This is a genomic window from Gemmatimonadota bacterium (assembly GCA_016719105.1).
Taxonomy (GTDB): domain Bacteria; phylum Gemmatimonadota; class Gemmatimonadetes; order Gemmatimonadales; family Gemmatimonadaceae; genus SCN-70-22.
In genome coordinates this window covers 134,746-153,250 of record JADKAQ010000014.1, presented here as the reverse complement: position 1 = coordinate 153,250, position 18,505 = coordinate 134,746, and the positions used below count along the sequence as shown (strand labels likewise).

Annotated in this window: 11 protein-coding genes and 2 pseudogenes; 7 read left to right on the top strand and 6 right to left on the bottom strand. The window is 66.2% G+C overall.

The features are described 5' to 3' along the window. Positions 1-7: 7 nt before the first annotated feature. The 5 genes and pseudogenes from IPN47_15310 to IPN47_15290 form a co-directional block, all read right to left on the bottom strand. Positions 8-695 (bottom strand): annotated as a pseudogene (locus IPN47_15310) (YceH family protein). 136 nt (positions 696-831) lie between these two features. Further along, a complete protein-coding gene (locus tag IPN47_15305; protein ID MBK9409382.1) occupies positions 832-2,760 on the bottom strand; it encodes a serine/threonine protein kinase in 1,929 nt (642 codons plus the stop codon). After that, a complete protein-coding gene (locus IPN47_15300; protein MBK9409381.1) occupies positions 2,757-3,275 on the bottom strand; it encodes a DUF2306 domain-containing protein in 519 nt (172 codons plus the stop codon). Before IPN47_15300 ends, IPN47_15305 begins: the two co-directional genes overlap by 4 nt. Before the next feature lie 33 nt (positions 3,276-3,308). After that, positions 3,309-3,551: a hypothetical protein gene (locus IPN47_15295; GenBank protein MBK9409380.1), complete on the bottom strand. Its 243-nt coding sequence runs from the start codon at positions 3,549-3,551 to the stop codon at positions 3,309-3,311. A 162-nt stretch (positions 3,552-3,713) separates the two neighbouring features. After that, the gene (locus IPN47_15290) at positions 3,714-4,607 is read right to left on the bottom strand and encodes a LysR family transcriptional regulator (GenBank protein MBK9409379.1); all 894 of its coding nucleotides are present in this window, start codon (positions 4,605-4,607) and stop codon (positions 3,714-3,716) included. A 223-nt stretch (positions 4,608-4,830) separates the two neighbouring features. On the opposite strand from IPN47_15290, the gene IPN47_15285 reads away from it, so the two are divergent. Both IPN47_15285 and IPN47_15280 read left to right on the top strand, forming a co-directional pair. After that, entirely contained in the window at positions 4,831-6,210 is a 1,380-nt protein-coding gene (locus IPN47_15285) for an MFS transporter (GenBank protein MBK9409378.1), read from the top strand. 75 nt (positions 6,211-6,285) lie between these two features. Next, on the top strand, positions 6,286-7,116 hold the full coding sequence (locus IPN47_15280; GenBank protein MBK9409377.1) for a hypothetical protein: 831 nt from the start codon (positions 6,286-6,288) through the stop codon (positions 7,114-7,116). A 44-nt stretch (positions 7,117-7,160) separates the two neighbouring features. Here the strand turns inward: IPN47_15280 and IPN47_15275 are convergent, their stop codons facing one another. Further along, positions 7,161-7,475, bottom strand: coding sequence for a hypothetical protein (locus IPN47_15275; GenBank protein MBK9409376.1), 315 nt, complete (start codon positions 7,473-7,475; stop codon positions 7,161-7,163). Positions 7,476-7,865: 390 nt separating this feature from the next. Between IPN47_15275 and dgt the strand changes: the two genes are divergently transcribed. From dgt to IPN47_15250, 5 genes and pseudogenes are all read left to right on the top strand, one after another. Further along, on the top strand, positions 7,866-9,341 hold the full coding sequence (dgt, locus tag IPN47_15270) for a dNTP triphosphohydrolase (protein ID MBK9409375.1): 1,476 nt from the start codon (positions 7,866-7,868) through the stop codon (positions 9,339-9,341). A 1,453-nt stretch (positions 9,342-10,794) separates the two neighbouring features. Beyond that, positions 10,795-12,155: pseudogene (locus IPN47_15265) on the top strand (putative DNA binding domain-containing protein). Between the two features lie 68 nt (positions 12,156-12,223). Beyond that, on the top strand, positions 12,224-13,423 hold the full coding sequence (locus tag IPN47_15260; GenBank protein MBK9409374.1) for an ATP-binding protein: 1,200 nt from the start codon (positions 12,224-12,226) through the stop codon (positions 13,421-13,423). Further along, complete coding sequence (locus tag IPN47_15255) at positions 13,344-15,098, top strand: hypothetical protein (GenBank protein MBK9409373.1); 1,755 nt, start codon at positions 13,344-13,346, stop codon at positions 15,096-15,098. Before IPN47_15260 ends, IPN47_15255 begins: the two co-directional genes overlap by 80 nt. A gap of 424 nt (positions 15,099-15,522) precedes the next feature. Beyond that, on the top strand, positions 15,523-18,492 hold the full coding sequence (locus IPN47_15250) for a DUF1156 domain-containing protein (GenBank protein ID MBK9409372.1): 2,970 nt from the start codon (positions 15,523-15,525) through the stop codon (positions 18,490-18,492). Positions 18,493-18,505 lie beyond the last annotated feature (13 nt).

The window sequence follows — 18,505 nt, the reverse complement described above, 5'->3', positions numbered from 1 at the left end:
ACGCCTCCTACTGGAATTGCGCGCGGAACTCGTCGAAGATCGTGCGCAGTGCGGCCAGCTCCACACGCAGTTCGGCGACTGATTGCTCCAGGGCCGTGACGCGTTCGTCGCTGGCGGACGTGCGTGCCGCTCCGGCGCCCGCGGGCATCGCGACGTCACCGTCGTCGCCGGGCCCCCAGTCGCCAGCTGCAGGGGTGCCGCTCAACAGGTGGGCGTAGCGCAGCTCCTTCTGTCCCGGCCGCCGCGGCATTCGGGCCACCAGCGGCTCCGGTTCGCGGGTGATGAGCGACTCCAGCGTCGCCTCGACGTCGGCGAGTCCCCCCGAACTCGGCAAGCCGCGCGGTGCGCGCGTGCAGCTCGCCCGGTGTCTGCTGGCCGCGCAGCATGAGCACGCACAACACCGCCAGCTCCCGCGCGTCCAGCGACAGCGTTTCGCCCAGCAGGTGCATGTACTTGGTCACGCGCGATCCTGCGGGCTGAATGGCGCGCAGCAGCGAGCGTCGGCGAAGCGCCACGATGGCCGGCGCGAGCGTCTCCTCGTCGAGCTGCATCACCGGGTCGCGGTTGGACGACTGGTTGCAGGCGGCGCCGAGGGCGCCCAGCGACAGCGGATAGTTGTCGGGAGTCGTCACCTCCTTCTCGATGAGCGAGCCGAGGAGGCGAACTTCGACGTCGGTGAGCGGCGGGGTGAGCATGGCGGTCGCGTTCAGGTCGTTGGTCCTGGTGAAGCTGGGGGGCTCCACGGGGGAAGGGCAAGCGCCCCCACTCGCTCGCGGCGACGCGACGGTCGCACGACCCCTTCGTTGCTTTGACCGGCGAACGGAGTGCGCGCTAGACCGGGGTGGGAATGCGCCCCGCGCCGAGCCGACGCGGAACGGTCGCGTCGTTCACCTCGCGCTGGGCGTCGGCCAGGCGACGCACGTCGTCGCCTGCCTGACGAGCGGCGTCCATCAGCGTGGTGAGCGGCGCAAGGTCGCTGGCCCCCGCGTGCAAACGCAACAGGTCCAGTCGAATCCCCTCGAGCGCCGCAACACTCTGGGCCAGCCGCGTGACGGCCGCGTGGCGTCGCGCGGTAAGCAGCTCGGCGTCGTTCGACGCCGCGGGGACGAGCGCGGCGACCACGTCGATCTCTGCGCGCGCTTCAGCGGCCCGCGCCTCCAGCGATTCGACCAACGCCGGCAAGTCGCCGAGCTGCTCGCGGTACGCCTTGGGGAGTGCGGCGAACAGTTCGGATGCCGCCACGCCGAGCGCGGCTTCGGTGGCGCGAAACACACCTCCGCCTACGGCGCGTGACTGCTCCGGTGCGCCGAGTCGCCTGGCGAGCCATTGTCCCGCACGGCTGTTCCACAGGCGATCGCGGATCCCCGTCTGCCACATCGCGCGCAACGAGTCGGGGATGAACTGCACCCCCAGCGCATTGCTCACGGCGCCCAGCAGCATCGTGGTGCCGACGGGTCCAAGCACCCACAGCATGCCGACCCGGTTCTCGCGAATCGTCCCCTGGATCATCAAGCCGATGGTGACGGCGAGCCACGTGGCCGAACCCACCGTGCTGAGTCGCAGCACCCGGTGCGCGAACGTTTCGTCGTCGCCGCGCGTGAGCGCCTCGCGCTCCGCGCGCTCGCGTCGGTCCACCTCGAGCGCCGCGCGAAGATCGGCCAGCGAATGCCCGCCCTTGAACCGTCGATACGCTTCGTTGAGGTGAAACCCAACGATCGGAAACAGGGGGAGCGAGGCGATTCCCGCCAGCAGGACGATGTCGGCTGGCCCGTCGGGGCGGTTGCCGGTCACCCACGCGATGAGGTTGGCGAGGGTGAGCGTGCCGAACACGCCCGACCATCCCATGTACGGCACCAGGAGCGGATTGCGTGCGTCGAGCCAGGCGCGCAGGGTGGTTGGCAGGACGGGGCGATTGTCGGGGGCCGGAGCGAGGGCGGCCGCCAGCGCCTCACCGTCGGCGAAGCGCTCGGCCGGTTGGCGGGCGAGGCAGCGATCGATCGCGGCGGCGAGCGCCGGCGGCAGGCCGGGGGCGGCGCGAAGAATGGCTGGCGCCCGTTCGGTCGCCTGACGGACCAACACGGCCGGCAGGTTCGCCGCCTCGAACGGCAATCGACCGCTCACCGACAGGTAGCCCACCACGCCAAGCGCGTACAGGTCGCTGCGACCATCGACGACTTCGCCCGCGCCCTGCTCGGGGCTCATGAAATGCGCGGTCCCCATGAGCTTCCCCGGGTCGGTCGCGGGTCCCGTCGTGCCGCCGCCGCTGGCGATGCCGAAGTCGGTGACCATGGCGCGACCGGTCGCCGCTTCGAGCAGGATGTTGTCGGGCTTCACGTCGCGATGGACGATGCCGCGCCCGTGTGCGTAGGCGAGCGCCCACGCCACCTCGCGCATCACGCGTGCGGCGTCGGCGGGCGCGAGCGGTCCCCTGGATCGCAGGCGTTCGCCCAGCGTCTCGCCCTCCACGTAGCTCATGACGAAGAAGACGAAGCCACCGGCTTCGCCCACGCGGTGGATGGGGACGATATGCGGGTGCGAGAGCCCGGCGGCGGTTCGGGCTTCGCGCAGGAACCGCTCCCGCGACTCGGCCGTCTGCGCCAGGTGTGAGGGGAGCACCTTGATGGCGACGTCGCGATCGAGCTGGACGTCGCGCGCCAGGTAGACGATCCCCATGCCTCCGCGGCCGAGCTCGCGCTGGAGGGAGTACTCGCCGGCGAGGGCGGCCTGGAGGTCGAGGAACTCGGGAGAGGGGGACGTCATGTCGGTATTACGCCCGAGTGGGGAATGCGTTTCGTGGCGGGTCCAGAGATGCGGCGGCGAATGAACCACTCCGCCGCCCCCACGTTGATGACCCACCCCGCCCCCATCATGATCCCTCGCGCCAGTTCGCCCGGGGCGGCGTCGCTCAGCACGAACCACGGCAGATGGGTAAACGACTGCGTCCAGGCTCCGAGCCCGATGGCGTAGCCTCGCGTCATCCACGCGCCGTGCGCTGCGAAGTCGCGCCGCCCGACGGCCACTAGTGACCACACGATGCAGGCCAGCATCGCCGAGCCGAACACCAGGCGTTCCACGTACACGATCATTCCATCACCCGCGGGCCACGGGTAGAAGTGCGCCATCCACAGCCCGGTGAGGGCGACGACGAGGCCGCACGGCGCCAGGAGCCATCCAGTCGCCCGATGCAACCTGCGCCGCCGACGGCGGAACGCGGGGGAGAACTGCAGCGCGCCAACGATCGAAAACAGGAAGGCGGACACGATGTGCAGTATCACGGGAAGTGGGGCGTCGTGAAAGCGCGCCTTGGCTCAATGGGCGGCGCGCTTCTTCGCCAGCCGAAGTCCGGCGAGGATCGTGACGTCCTGGCGAGTCGCCGTCCGCCCGGTGCCGGTGAGCGGCTTGAGGCCGCTGACGTAGTCGCGCGCCCTGATGCGCAGTCGAACGCGCCCCATCCCGAGCTTGCTACCTAACGAAGCGTAGCCGGCCAGGTTGTGCGTGGCGTCGAGACGCAGGGCAATCGTTGCGGCGGCCATGCGGCGCGTCGTGGTCATCGAAGTGCTCCTGATCCGGGGTGAGGGGGGCGACCTCGCCCAGGGTGGCGCGGCGTCGACGGGATCAGGGTAAGGCGCCTTGTCAGATGTCGGAACGCGCACCGCGTGCACGCAATACGTGCATCCGACGCCATCTCTGCATTCGACGACTAGTCGTGCCGGCTATCCCGCGGTGCACACCTTGAGCACCAGGGCGCGCAGCCACCGATGCGCCGCGTCGGCATGCAGTCGCGGGTGCCAGAGCATCGAGACCGCGAACCCCGGCGTCGGCACGGGGAGCGGGAAGGTGTACATCCCCATGCGCAGCACACCCGTGTGGCGCTCCGGTACCGCGGCGATCAACTCCGACCCGCGCGCCAGAGCGATCGCGCTCGCGAAGCCGTCGACGATCGTCGCGACCGTGCGCGTCAGCCCGAGTGTGGAGAGCGCCTCGTCGATGTCGCCGCGCTCGTCGCCGCGCCGCGAGACGTTGATGTGCCGACCCGACGCAAAGCGCTCGGGGCTCATCACGCCGCTGCACAATGGATGTTGGTCCCGCACCACGCCGACCAGGCGATCCTCGAACAGCACCCGGGTGCGCAGCTCGGGCCCCGTCGTCGGCTCCACGACGCCGGTCTCGAGATCGACGGCCCCCTGTCGCAGCGGGGTGCTCTCCTTGTCCGGCTTCTGCACGAATCGCAGCCGCACGCCGGGAGCCTGCTCGGCGGCGCGCGTGACCAGGAGCGCACCGAAGTTCTCGACGAAGCCCTCGCTCGTACGGAGGGTGAAGGTCCGCGAGAGCCGAGTGAGGTCGAGGCTTTCGACCGGACGCAGCACCGCCTCGCCTTCCTGCACGAGATGCCCCACACGTTCGCGCAGCTCGATCGCCCTCGGCGTGGGGACGAGCCCGCGCCCGGCACGCACGAGGAGCGGGTCGCCCGTCGCCTCGCGCAACCGTGCGAGCGATCGGCTCATGGCGGACGGGCTCAGTCGGAGGCGCTTCGCGGCGCGCGCGACGTTCCCTTCCGCGAGCAACACGTCGAGCGTGACCAGCAGGTTGAGGTCGGGATGAGCCATGTGCGTAGCCATTCGAGGCAGAGTGAGATGGCGTTGGACGCACGAATATCGTGCGACTCGTGCGCGTTCCGCCACATCTCACCGCCGGCTACGCTGCTCACGACTCCGCTGCCGGAGCCGATTTCATACGGAGCCCTTCTTGTCTTCAGTCATCGAGCGCGACAGCACCTCCGACCCCCGACGACGCTCGGCGCCGTCCGCGGTCCGTGGCGCGCTTGGCGCGATGTCGCTGTCGATGCTGCTCGCGTCACTCGGCACGAGCGTCGCCAACGTGGCGTTGCCCACGCTTGCGCATGCGTTCGGACGCCCATTTCAGGCCATCCAGTGGGTCGTCCTCGCCTACCTCCTCTCGGTCACCACGCTCGTGGTCGGTGCCGGGCGACTGGGGGATATCGTTGGGCGTCGGCGATTGTTGCTCGCTGGGGTCACGCTCTTCACCATCGCCTCGCTGCTCTGCGGACTCGCGCCCACGCTACCGGTCTTGGTCCTGGCTCGGGGGGCCCAGGGAATCGGGGCGGCGGTCATGATGGCGATGACCATGGCCTTTGTGGGCGAGGCGGTTCCGTCTGCGAGAACCGGGAGCGCCATGGGGATCCTGGCCACGATGTCCGCGATCGGTACGGCGCTCGGCCCCACGCTCGGCGGGGCGCTGATCGCCGGCCCGGGGTGGCACGCACTGTTTCTCATCAACGTCCCGCTCGGCATTGTCGGACTGGTGCTCTCCCACCGGTACCTCCCGGCCGACCGCGTCGACGCGCGTTCGGAGCGCCTCACCTTCGACGTACCGGGAACGGCGCTGCTCGCCGTGACGCTTGGCGCCTACGCGCTCGGGATGACGATTGGTCGCGGGGCGTTCGGGGCAACGAACGTGGCACTGCTGACAGGCGCGGCCACGGCCGCCGCGCTCTTTGCGCGCGTCGAGTCACGTACGGCGCAGCCCCTGGTGCGGCCGTCAATGCTGACCGATCGAGTGCTGTCCGCGAGCCTGGTGGCCAACGCATTGGTGGCCACCGTGATGATGGCGACGCTCGTCGTGGGGCCGTTCTACCTGGCGCGCGCCCTGGGGTTGTCGCCCGTGATGGTGGGGTTGGCCATGTCGGCGGGCCCGATCGTCGCCGCGCTCAGCGGCGTGCCGGCGGGTCGAATTGCCGATACGTACGGCGCGCGGCGGGTGGCGCTCGCCGGCCTTGGGGCGGTGACGTTAGGCGCGTGGCTCGTGAGCGGCGTCCCCGGCCGCCTTGGCGTCATGGCGTACGTCGCACCGGTCGCGATCATCACCGCGGGTTACGCCCTGTTCCATACCGCCAACAACGCCGCGGTCATGTCGGAGGCGGCGGCCGACCAGCGCGGCGTGGTGTCTGGCCTGCTCGCGCTTTCGCGCAACCTCGGCCTCGTCACGGGGGCGTCGGTCATGGGGGCGCTCTTTGCGCGGGCATCAGGGGCGGCTGATGTGGCGACGGCGGCACCCGCGGCGGTGGCGTTAGGCATGCGGGTCACCTTTGCCGTGGCCGGCGGGCTTGCCCTGGTGGCGTTCCTGCTCGTTGCCAACGCCGGCCGGGGCCTTCGCGCCGCGGCGGCTGGCGGGGCGAGTAACGAGGCATAGCTTGGCCAGCTGCGCCACCGCGACCGTCGCGGCGGCGGTGGTGTAACAGATCCGACCGCCACATCTCGGAGCCTCATGCGTTCGCGCCCGATCGCCTTCCTCGTCCCCTTGCTCGCGCCGCTCGCGCTCGTCGCCACGCCTTCGCCGGCGCTGGCGCAGATCGGGATGAACCCCGTGCAGGACTACATCAACAAGACCTCCCTGTTGAACAACATCCTGAGCAACCGACGCGCGACCGACATGAGTCAGCAGCGTCAGGGCGCTGGTGGGACGGGCAGGGCGCAGTCGGGGGGCGCCGCGGCAACCGAGGCGGCGAATCCCTCGGCGTTCCGGCACTCCGGAGCGCCGATCCTGCCGGCCGTGCTCTCCGAGCGGGCGGCGGCCGGGAGCGCGCGCGACGCGTCGGTCCGCTTCTTCGGGTCGTTGCTCGACCTCTACACGCGGACGGCGCGCACCGACGGTTTTCCCGAGCACGATCTCGCCTACGCGCTGGAGTACTACGTCGTGAACACCTACATGACGTATCACGACCTGCACGAGGTGCCCTACGACAAGGACCCGCGCATCAAGCGCAGCGCCGATCCGCTGGAGCGGCTGCAACTCCTGGCGGAAAAGAAGGCGCTCAAGGTCTCGATGAGCCAGGAGCGCGCCGTCTTCAACCAGATTCGCGGCATGCTCGCCGCCAATCCGTCGATCGCGCGGCTCTCGGATCGCGAGAAGCAGGAGGCAACCGAACTGCTCGCGATCATGATGGGGGTGAACTACTCGACCTACATGCGGGGGGTTGAGACGGGAGATGACCGGCTGCTGCAGGAGGCGCGTCAGGGGGCGCGCCAGAACCTCGAGCGACTGCTCGGTGTTCCGGTCGACCGCATCAAGATCGGCAGCAAGGGGTTGGAGCAGTAACGTCTCCTAACGCGAGGCACGCTGGGATGATGCGCGATCGAGCGTTACTGCTGGAGCTGCTCCAGCGCCCACTCGGCGTGCTCCCGCACCAGCGGCTCTGCGCTGTCGCGCGCCTGCGCGAGCCGCTCGACGTCGTCGGCGCCTCCGGCGTTCCCCAGTACGACGGCGGCGTTGCGCTTGAGTCCCGGCAGCTTCGCGCGCTTCATGGCCGAGCCGCGGAATGCCTCGACGAAGTCGTCGTGCGACATGGCGAGGAGGCGCCGGGCCAGCGTTGGTGCATCACCGCCTAACGCCGTACGCGCCGCGAAGGGCGAGTCGGGGGGAAGCGCCCTGGCGAACTTGACGTTCCACGGGCACACCTCCTGGGGGGAGTGGCCGGAAAACCGTTTTGAGATTCCGCTGTCAACGGGGCGGTTAACTCTAAGGAGGTCAGGTACTTAGAAGATTCTCGGCCGACACCTGACATTCCCACCTGGGCCGTCTGGCACAGCCCTGGCCCCTACTTGCGCGTTAGTCCAGAGGCGCTTCGCCGCGCCGCCGCGCCGCCGCGCCGCCGCGCCGCCGCGCCGCCGAGTCGTCGCGCGGGGCGGGGCGGGTGGTTGGCCCCTGGTGGGACGGTTGCGGCCTCTTGGCGTTCCTGAAAGCGCACCTCAGGTCAGACCACGGCGCCGCTCGCGTTTTGCTCCGTTCGATCTCAGTTTCCGGACATGACTTCCGAAACAGCAATGGCATCAAACGACCCGTCGATGATGGACAAGCCTCTGGATTGGGCATCCCTGCTAAATCCCAATCGACGCAAGAAACCAACGGGCGCTCCTTCGGCTACTCCTGCCGTGGAGGAGGACGATAACCGGACCGCGATCGAGCGCGACGCCGACCGAATCTTGTTCTGCACGCCAGTTCGCAGGTTGGGAGACAAAACCCAGGTCTTCCCACTGGAGCAGCACGACAGCGTACGAAATCGTTTGACGCATTCGCACGAAGTCGCTGCGCTCGCTCGCAGTATCGGAACGCGGCTGGCGTTCGGCCCGCTAAGGGACGTCATCGATCCGGGGTTGCGCCCGCAACGCGATTTGCCTGCGATGCTGTTTGCCATCGGACTCGTTCACGATCTTGGCAATCCACCGTTCGGTCACCAAGGCGAGCGCGCGATTCAACAGTGGTTCGAGCGAAAGTCATCAGCCCTCTTCACTGATGGAGCCGGACTATCGCTCGCTATGCAGAAGGACTTTCTGAAGTTCGATGGGAATGCGCAGACCTTCCGGTTGGTCGCGAGGCTTCAACTTCTTAACGATGACCGCGGCTTGAACCTGACGCTCGGTACTCTTGCTGCACTGCTGAAGTACACGGTCCCATCGGACCGTGCCAACAAGGATGATACATACGCCGGCGCAAAGAAGGCGGGCTTCTTTCAGTCTGAGTCGCACATTGTCGAAGAGGTGCGGCGCGAAACCGGAATTGCCGAACGGGTACGCCATCCGCTCACCTATATCATGGAGGCGTGTGACGACATTGCATACTCGGTTGTGGATGCCGAGGACGCGGTAAAGAAGGCGTTGGCATCATTCCCGGATCTCGAAGAATTTCTGCGGGCAAGCGTCCAAGATGAACCTCAATCTGAAGCAAGCACGCTCCTAGAGAACGTACTGAGTCGCGCTGCTGACGACCGTAATAAGTTGCGTGGGAGTAACCTCTCTCCCGGCGAAACGAACGACGTATCCATGCAGAAGTTTAGGGCATACGCCATGACCGCAATGGTTGGGGCCGTGTCAGACGCATTCGTGGCAAACTTAGATGCGATCCTCAAGGGTCGCTTCGAGGGGGACTTGATATCCGCAAGCCGTGCGAGCTTGCTTTCGAAGTCTCTCAAGAAATTTGATCGTCGCGTCGCGTACAACCATCGCAACGTCCTCGGCCTCGAGGCTCGGGGCGCCAAGGTGATTCACGAACTCATGGACGTTTTCTGGCGTGCAATCTGCGACCGTGCTGATCGGCAGAAACCGGTCGGACCGCGGCTCAGTGCAGAAAGCGCGTACGTCTATGCGCTCATATCTGAGAACTACAGACGCGTGTTCGAGTCCCCGAACGTGCCGGTGCAACCCGTGCTCTATGGCGAGTTGCAGCTCCTGACCGACATGATAGCGGGTATGACGGACTCATTCGCGATGTCGCTTCACCAAGAGTTCGCTTCTCGAGGGTTGCTGCGCGTCGCGGCCGGTGGCTAGCGCCGATGTCGCAGTGCCAAACTAGGCTGTTCGCGATCTCTACGCTTGCGCTTGGCGGCGAGCAGCGGACCTGAGTTAGACCTTTTGATCTGATGCTGCGAGACTCCGAGAGTTACTGTTCACTCGGGGTTTGTACAGTAGGGTGGATGGCCCCAGGCCGGCCGAGTTTACCGTAGTATTTCGAGAATAGATGCCCGCTACTCCGACGAATTCAACGAAGACCCCTTGTCGACGAACAGCAAGCGCGCAGAACGACTCTGGCGCTGAAGGCGCATATGCGTTCGCAAGGAGTGTTTCGGAGAGAGTGCGTGGCAACGCCGCCGAATCGAGAATTCGACAGGTGCAAGCGGCGCTTGCCGGTCGGCACGATGCGGCCCCTGTAAATGATGGCAACGAGCTCGCTGGCCGAGTGAAGACTCTCCTTGAGCTGGCCATGCGTTCGAGCGCTGAGGCGACGAGCGTTTTGAACGCCATCCGTTCCGTGGGAAGGACGGCGCTCTTTGGAGGGCCGTCAGAGACCTTGCTCTCGCTAGACCGTCCGCGTTTCGTTCTGACCTCGATTTGGTTGTGTCGACTGACGACCCGACTGCTCTTGGAGAGGCGCTCTATCCTTTTGGTGGCATTCGAAATCGATTCGGTGGATACAGGCTCCGTGCGGGGCACTGGCGCTTCGATGTCTGGCCGCTCAGTGCGACGTGGGCGTTCAGTGCGGGGCACGTGTCATCGCAGGGTGGATTTCGTGCTCTCCCTCATACGACATTCTTCACGTGGGATGCGGTAACGTACGGATTGGATTCGGAAATTCTCTATAGCATCCGCGAGATCGACGAATACATCGCGGAATTGCGAGAGGGAGTACTCGAATTGAATCTCGAGGCAAACCCAAACCCGGCTGGTAATGTGGCGCGAGCCGTCCGAAGTGCGCTTCACGGACGCGCTCTGCTAGGCCCGCGGTTGGCGGAGTACGTTGCGCGCGCGCTTGGGTCCGCGCTTCAGTCCCAACATGACGAAGCAGATTTGAGAACTCGCCAGTGCCGCCTCATTAAAAGCGGTGTGTTTGACCAGTGGCGTAGAGCTTCTGGGGGCGCCGATCGTGGTGTCGTTGACGCGTCAGCGTTAATGGCCTCCCTATCGTTCGTGGACTTTGACAGCGTAGCACGATTCTATGGCGCGCTGGCGGCCCACGTGGAGCGTCATCGAGAGCTTCCGTTTGCTTATGGACCTCATCAGTACGAATTGCCTCTGTAGCTTTCGGGAAGCAAGATGGGAGGACGGGCCCGCGCAGCAGTAGATGCGAAAGGGATTGGCTGCGCCGGGGGCGTAGCGATTCGAGCAACATGATCAAAAGAAGACCGTAGTCTTCGGGTCCGTTTAGCGTCGGGTCGCACGTCTTACTGGGCAACGTACTCGGAAGCTTGCCCCCACTGGCACTTCGTAGCATACTTCCGAGCATATGGACCTGGTCGAGATCCTCACCCGCCCGGAAGGCAAAACCCTCGAGTTCAAGCGCGACCTGTCCTCCCCGGATGGCGTGCTCAAGACCCTGGTCGCCTTTGCCAACACGGCGGGCGGCACGCTGCTTGTGGGGTTGAAGACCGCTCTCGAAATGTGCGTGGGGTTCCAGATGCTCTCGATGTTGAGGAGCGCATCGCGAGTATCGTGAGCGATTCCATCGCGCCCCGGCTGTTGCCGGAGATCGAGATCCTGCCGTGGCGCCGAACGCAGGTCATCGCCATTCAGGTCCACCCGAGCGCGGCGCGACCGCACTATCTCAAGCGCGAGGGGGCGGAGTCCGGCACCTATGTGCGCGTCGGCTCCACCAACCGCCGCGCGGACGAGGACATGCTGCAGGAGCTCCGCCGCACGGCCCGTGGGGAGACGTACGACGAGCAGCCGATGCCCGACCTCGACTCGGAAGCACTCGACTTCCGAGCTGCTTCCGAGTCCTTCAAGCCCACCCGGACGCTCCGAAAGCGCGACCTTGAGTCCTTGCGGCTCCTCACCACGTATCAGGGCCACACCGTCCCGACTGTTGGTGGCGTCTTGCTCTTCGGACGCGACCGCGAGCACCACTTTCCGGACGCGTGGATCCAAGCGGGGCGCTTCGACGGCCTGGACAAGAGCCAGATCCTCGACCGGGCCGAGTTCCGCGGTCTCCCGGTCGGCGCCATCGAGGACGCCATCGCGTTCATCGAGAAGCACTCCCTGTACAGTGCCGACATCGGGCGAGTCCGCCGAACGGATCGCTGGAACCTCCCGCCCGTAGCCGTGCGTGAAGCCGTAATCAACGCGGTCGCCCACGCGGACTACGCGCAGCGCGGCGCACCGATTCGTATCTCGATCTTCGACGACCGCTTGGAGATCGAGAACCCTGGTCTGCTCCCGTTCGGCCTAACGGTCGCAGACCTTGAGCATGGCATCTCCAAGCTCCGAAACCGAGTAATTGGCCGCGTCTTCCATGCCCTCGGCCTTATCGAGCAGTGGGGAAGCGGCATCCAGCGAATGACCGCCGCGTGCCGCGACGCGGGGCTGGCCGACCCTCGGCTTGAGGAGATCGCGACGAGGTTTCGCGTGACCATCTTCACCTCACGGGTCAACCGCCCCACGCTCGACGACACCGACCAGGCCATCGTCGATGGACTGTCAGACGGGGAGGGCAAATTGACCAGTGAGATCGCCGCGGTCATTGGCCTGACCCCTCGGGCCACCCGCACCCGCCTGGCCCGCCTAGTGGGTAACGGGCTTGTTCGCGAAGTTGGAAGCGGACCGCAGGACCCGAAGCGGCGCTATTTCCTTGCCAAGCACCACCACTGACCAACGGAAACGATCTCTTGGGCATCCTAACCAATTGCACACCACGGGCTGACGTCCTCGCCGGCGACTTGAAGGACGCGATCTTCGCGGCGGACTTCGGCGATGTCATCTCAGGACACGCCGGTGCGCCGGAGGTGTACCTCGACCCGCAGCTCTTCTTCCGCAACACGCACCCAGCGCGCGACCTCGTGCGCATTGTGCGCGAGGTGTTCGGGGCGCTCGCAAACGAGAAGGAGCCCGGCCTGGCGCTGCGTCTCAGCACGGGCTTTGGCGGCGGCAAGACGCATACGTTGCTCACCCTCTGGCACCTGGCCGGCAACGTCGCCAAGTCCGGGCTAGGTGTCGAGCTGCTCCCCGCCCAAGGGCGCCCCAAGACGGTGCACGTGGCCGCCGTGGACGGCGCCAAGGCTGGCCACCCGGTCTTTGCCCAACACGGTGGGGTGGTGGTCAAAAGCCTTGCTGGCGAGCTGGCGTACCTGCTCGGCGGCGCCTCGGCGGTCACGACACTCGGGGCGGCTGACGACGTCGCCGCCCAGCCGACGGAGGCCGCCATCGAGGCGTTCCTCCCCGACGGCCCAGTGCTGATTCTGCTCGACGAGCTGGTGCTCTACCTCTCCGGGCTCGACGACCAAGGACGCAAGAACACACTCAACGTCGTCAACAAGCTGGTTGCCATCGCGTCGCGCCGGCCGCAGACGGTACTGGTGGTCACCGACCCCGGCGCCCAGCCCAGCTACGCGGGTGAATCGGCCGACCTGGGCAAGGTGCTCGTCGCCGCTCGCGCTCTCGATGAACTACTCGGTCGCAAGACCAGCGACTTCGATCCCATCGGCTCGGAATCGGCCAAGGTGATCGCCCGCCGGCTCTTCGAGTCGGTGGATGTGGACGCTGCGTCGGACACGGCCAAGGCGTATCACGCGCTGTATGCACGCGTCGCCGATGAACATCCCGGCAGCCTTCCGGCAAACGCTCGCACCGAGGAATACGCCAAGCGTATCGCCGACTCGTATCCGTTCCACCCCCGGCTCCTCGATACCGCGAAGGACCGCCTCGGCGCGCTCGCCGACTTCCAACGCTCCCGCGGTGTGCTGCGCCTGTTCGCGCGCATCATTCGCGACGTGTGGGAGCGCAAGGACGACGTCGACCTCATCACAGCGGGCGAGGTGGACTTCTCAAGCACACGCATTCGTGGCGACCTGCTGCAACGGCTCAACAAAGGAACAATTCGAGGCAGCCGTTTCGGCGGACGTAATCGCGCACGCCAGTGAACTCGACAGCGGCGCACGCGGCATCCATTCGCGTGTGGCATCGGCCCTCATGGTGGAGAGTCTTCCCGGTACGTCAAACGCGGGACTCACGCCGGACGATCTTACGCTCGCAGTGCTGCGCCCCGATGAAGCGGGCCAGGAACCGGTGGAAGCGCTGGACCATCTGATCGGAAACTGCTGGCACACGTATCCGATGGACGGCGGCTCGGGCTACCAGTTTCGCGTTGAGCCCAACGTGCGCAAGCAAATCGAGGAGCGGCGCAACCGCATCCCGCTCGCCGATGCCGAGGCGCGTGTGCAAACCGAAGCACAGCAGTACTTCGCCGGTGCGGGCTTCCGCGTGCGCAAGTGGCGCGAGTTCGCGAATGCGGTGCGCGACGGTCGGCAGTTCCAGCTCGTGCTGTGCCACTCTGAAGCGAAGGGGAAGTCCACGGCCGCACACGGCGACGATCGCGACCCGGGCGCGCCAATCAAGCGGCGCTTCATCAATGCGCTGGTCGCGGTCGCGCCAACCGACGCAGCCTATCGCGCCGCCGTGCAGCGTGCGCAGTCGTTGATGGCTGCCGAAGAACTGGAGCGCGAGTATCGCACCGGGGATTCCGGCGTGTTGATTCGCGAACAGTTGAAGCGTCTCAAGCCGGAGCTGGAGAAGCAGTTCCGTGTGCAGGGTCGCCGCGCCTTCGACCGTGTCGTACTCGCCGACGGCAGCGCGTACGCGATCGACGAGACCTTCCAAGGCGGCGACGACCAGATTCTCAAAGCACCGCAGGGGCAGCAGGTGCTGCGCCGGTTCCTCGAGGACAAGGCGCTGATCTTTGGTGCCACCGATGCACTCGACCCGAAGCTGCTGGTCCAGAAGTATCTCAAGGGTGCCGTCCCGGTATCGGGCGAGACGGATGTGTGGACAGCGAGCGCGGTTCACGAGCGTCTGCTCAGCGCGCCGGGGCTCAGACTCGTGCCGGACGATGAACTGACGCGTCGCACGCTGCTGCGCGGTGTGCGTGACGGCCAGTTGGTGCTGCGAGTGGGCGACGGCCGCGCGTATGATCGGGACGGCGTAGTTGAAGGGCCCACCGGTGCGCGCCGGCGAGTTAAGGACGGCACGTTGAACACTCTGGCCTTGTCGGACGATGTGCTCGTGGCGCTCCCCTCGGCTCCCGCCGTGGCTGGGTGGACGGCAGTGGACAGCGCGCCGTCCGGTGGGTCGTCGGGCACCCAGCCAGTAGCGCCCCCGCCGCCGCCGTCTGCGCCTGCGGGCGACCTCGTCACGGCGGACATCACCAAGGCGGTAGAAGCCTCCGCTTCGCGCCCGCTCACGCAGCTCGTGCTCACCGCACGTACCACGGCCGGCGCCAAGCTTCTCTCGCAACTGGCGCAGCCGTTCGGCGCGAGCAGCATCTCGCTCAACGTGTCGGTCGCCGGAGAAGTGAAGGGTGGCGGGACCATGGGGCTCAACATCGAAGGCGTGAAGCACACACATCCCGTGAAGCCGCTCGATGTGGCGACGGCGATCGCCAACTCGCTCACGTCCTCCGATTCGTTCGAGGCTTCGCTGACGCTGGAGTTCGATGCGGGGCTGCTGATGGCGGGAGACCACCTGAAGGCGCTCGCGAATCGCGGTGATGATTTCCGCGTGAGCTGCCGCTTTGGGCCTAGTGCGGGCGGTGCCGCGTGATGGTGCGCGAAGCGTCTTTTGCGTTACGCGTTGTTCGCCGCCGAGAAGGGGATGCCGGCATTCTGTATCGGCGCACCCTCACGGCGAAGCACCTGGAACGCCTAACGCGCATCAAGGCTATCTCGCCGTTGGCCTTTGCGGCGGCGATGCCGCTCCTCCGCGCGGCAGTGAGAGGCTCTGGCGGTTCGGCGGGAGTGCGGTTGGCGACGGGGCCCTACCACGCCCTCGACGCCGACTGGGGGGCACGAGTGGCGTGCTATGCACTGGTGGCAAGCGGACTGCGCGACGGTGGACGGTTGTCACGCGCGGCCGCGCAGCTCAAGGAGTCCGACGCTACCGAGGCGGCGTGGTGGCTTGCGACAATGACGCGACGCGACGGGCGCCGAGCAATACGTGCGCTACGCATTCTCACTGAGGCAACCAAATGACGCAGACGCAGGCGAAGGCGCGCGCGGCGATGACGGGGACGGGCGGAAAGCCACGGGTACTGATCGAAGAGTGGCTGCCGGCCGCAGCGATTGGCGTGGAATGCATCCGCGAGCGTTCTACGGGTCAGCAGCCTCCCGACAAGCGGATGCATGTCTGGTGGGCCCGGCGGCCTTTGACAGCCTCGCGCGCCGCGGTGCTTGGTTCCTTGCTGCCCGCGGATTTTCCGCGGGATGTCTTTGAACGGTTGCTGGGATTCGGTCGCCCGAGCGGCGACCTCGTTCGCATTCGACGTCTGATGGACGCGGGTGTCCGCATTCCGGGCGGCTTTGGTGTGGGCCGTGCGTTCACGCGCGGGCTGCCGGACCGCGACCTCGACCAGGCGCACGCGGCTATGCGCGAGCTCTGGGGTGAGGACGTCGCCGTGATCGATCCTATGTCCGGAGGCGGATCGATTCCTCTCGAAGCAGCGCGCATCGGCGTCCGGTCCCTGGCAAACGAGTACAACCCTGTCGCCTGTAGTGTGCTCGAAGCCACGACGGACTATCCGTTCCGCTACGGGCCGGAGTTCGCGGATCGTGCTCGTCATTGGGGGCGCGAGTGGCTGAAGCGCATCGAGCCGCGGCTCGTGAAGTTCTTCCCGAAGCGGAAGGATGGTCTTGTTCACGCGTACATCTACGCCCGCACCGTGCCCTGCCCAGACACGGGCCATGACACTCCGCTTGTTCCCGACTGGTCGCTGCTCAAACCAAAGGGCGGGCTTCAGGTGGTGGCAGAGCCGGTGGCGGACAAACAGGCGGGCACTTGGTCTATCCGCGTGCGCGAAGTGGGCGACGGTCGAGGGCAACTAAGACAGGCACCGCCGCCGAGCTATAAGAAGGGTCAAGGAATCTCAATCTTCAGCACCAACCTGATCCCGGCCGAGTACATCAAAGCCAAGGCGCAGGCAGGAGAGATGAGGAGCCGGCTATACGCGGTCGCGGTGAAGACGCCGCAGGGCTTGATGTTCGAGGCGCCGGAGCCTTCGGACTTGGATGCGATCGAGGCGGCGGGCCACGAGCTGGCGACGCATCGGGCGACGTGGGAGCGAGCCAGTGTACTTCCGACAGAGCTGTACCCAGAGGCATCAAGCGATCCACGTCCGCGCGTCTACGGGATGCCACGATGGGCAGACATGTTCTCGGCCCGGCAGTTATTGGGGATGGGTGTTCTAGTCGAGGAGTTGCGAAAGCTGCGTCCTGAGATCGAACGAGTCGAAGGCGAGGAGCGCGGGGCTGCGGTGGAGCATTTGCTGGCGTTCGTAGTTGACAAGTTTGCCAACTGGAACAGCGCTCTGTCCTCCTGGAATGTTCTCGAAAAGACGCTACGAAGTGTTTTTGATCGCCACGATTTTGCGTTTAAGTCAACGTACGCTGAGATGGCTCCTTGCGGCTCGGGTGGAGGCCTTGCATGGGCGATGGAGAGCGTGATCGACGCGTGGCAAAAGCTCGCCGCACTCCCACGCGCTGGATCTGCCTCACCAGTTCGACTGACGATGGGTTCCGCTACGGCACTGCCCGGCATCGAAGATGGTACGCTGGCGGCTGTCGTCGTCGACCCACCTTATGACGACAACGTGCAGTACTCGGAGTTAGCCGACTTCTTTTACGTCTGGCTCAAGCGAACGCAAGGGCACCGCCATCCCGACTGGTTCGCGACATATCTCTGCGAGCACGACGAAGAGGCCGTCGTCAACATCAGCCGCTTTCGCGACGACGGCGAAACGGCAAAGGCTGCCAAAGAGAAGGCGCGACAGCACTACCGCGAACTCATGACCGGCACGTTTCGTGAGTGCCATCGTGTGCTGCAGGACGACGGCGTCCTCACGGTGATGTTCACGCACAAGAAGCAGGAGGCGTGGGAAGCACTCTTCACTTCACTCATTCGGTCGGGCTTTACCATAACGGCTACTTGGCCCATCAAGACTGAGAGTGAGAACAGCCTGCATCAAGCCAAGAAGAACGCGGCGCAAAGCACCGTTTTCCGCGTAGCCCGCAAGCGAGACCCCGAAGCCGGCATAGGCTACTTCGACCGCGCAATGCAGCAGGAGCTACGACAGCGCGCGGAATCGGCCGCCGACCGGTTGCAGAAGGAAGGGCTAAACGCCGTGGACCAGCTCGTCGGCTCGTTTGGCCCGGCGCTCGAGGTGTACAGTCGCTACGCCGAGGTACGAACCGACACGGGCGACGAAGTGGGCGTGGATCGCGCGATCGACATTGCCTCGGACGCTGTCAGCAACTGGCGCATCCAGCAGCTCGCGGCGCGTGGCCTTGAGGGCGTGGAGCCCGAAGGCAAGTTCGCGCTCCTCTGTTGGGACGTGCTCGGTGCTGCGGAGTTCCGCTTCAACGAGGCCAAGCTGCTCGGCCACGCCGTGGGCATGGATGTCACGCAACTCGCCGCTGCCGGACTCGTGAAGCGCACCGCCGACAAGGTGAACATTCAGTCGGCCAAGGATCGTCGTCGCGACAAGGCAATCGAAGATGCCGACGAGGCCGGCAAGGGGGGTAAGGTGCACCCCAACGATGCCGCCTACAAGACCGCGGTTGACGGTTGTCATGCACTTGCGCTCCGGTACGCAGAGGCGGGCGGAGGCACGGCCGGTGTAGGTGCCGCGCGCTCGCTCGCGCGTCAGCAAGGGTGGGACAAGGACTCGGCTGTTGCCCGGCTGATGGCGGCGCTGGTGCAGGCCGCCCCGGCGGGGGTTCGCATCGAGCGCGGCAAAACTAGCGCGGCCGCCAAGTTCCCCGAGTTCCGGGCGTGGCACGCGCTGTTGTTCCCACTGTTCGGCCTTCCCGCCCCGGACTGGACCGAGAGGTTGCCGGAGATCATCGACGGCGGGCTCTTCGCCGCGGTCGATTCGTCAGACGAACCGGAACTGGAGGCCGACGAGGAGGCGGAGGACGAGGACGACGCGGAAGACGAGGAGTAGATGGCGCTTCGCG

Bases quoted from the DNA above. Each gene is read 5' to 3' on its own strand.
- IPN47_15305 (MBK9409382.1), bottom strand. From the start codon at position 2,760: ATGACGTCCCCCTCTCCCGAGTTCCTCGACCTCCAGGCCGCCCTCGCC.
- IPN47_15295 (MBK9409380.1), bottom strand. From the start codon at position 3,551: ATGACCACGACGCGCCGCATGGCCGCCGCAACGATTGCCCTGCGTCTC.
- IPN47_15290 (MBK9409379.1), bottom strand. From the start codon at position 4,607: ATGGCTCATCCCGACCTCAACCTGCTGGTCACGCTCGACGTGTTGCTC.
- IPN47_15285 (MBK9409378.1), top strand. From the start codon at position 4,831: ATGTCGCTGTCGATGCTGCTCGCGTCACTCGGCACGAGCGTCGCCAAC.
- IPN47_15280 (MBK9409377.1), top strand. From the start codon at position 6,286: ATGCGTTCGCGCCCGATCGCCTTCCTCGTCCCCTTGCTCGCGCCGCTC.
- dgt (MBK9409375.1), top strand. From the start codon at position 7,866: ATGGACAAGCCTCTGGATTGGGCATCCCTGCTAAATCCCAATCGACGC.
- IPN47_15250 (MBK9409372.1), top strand. From the start codon at position 15,523: ATGACGCAGACGCAGGCGAAGGCGCGCGCGGCGATGACGGGGACGGGC.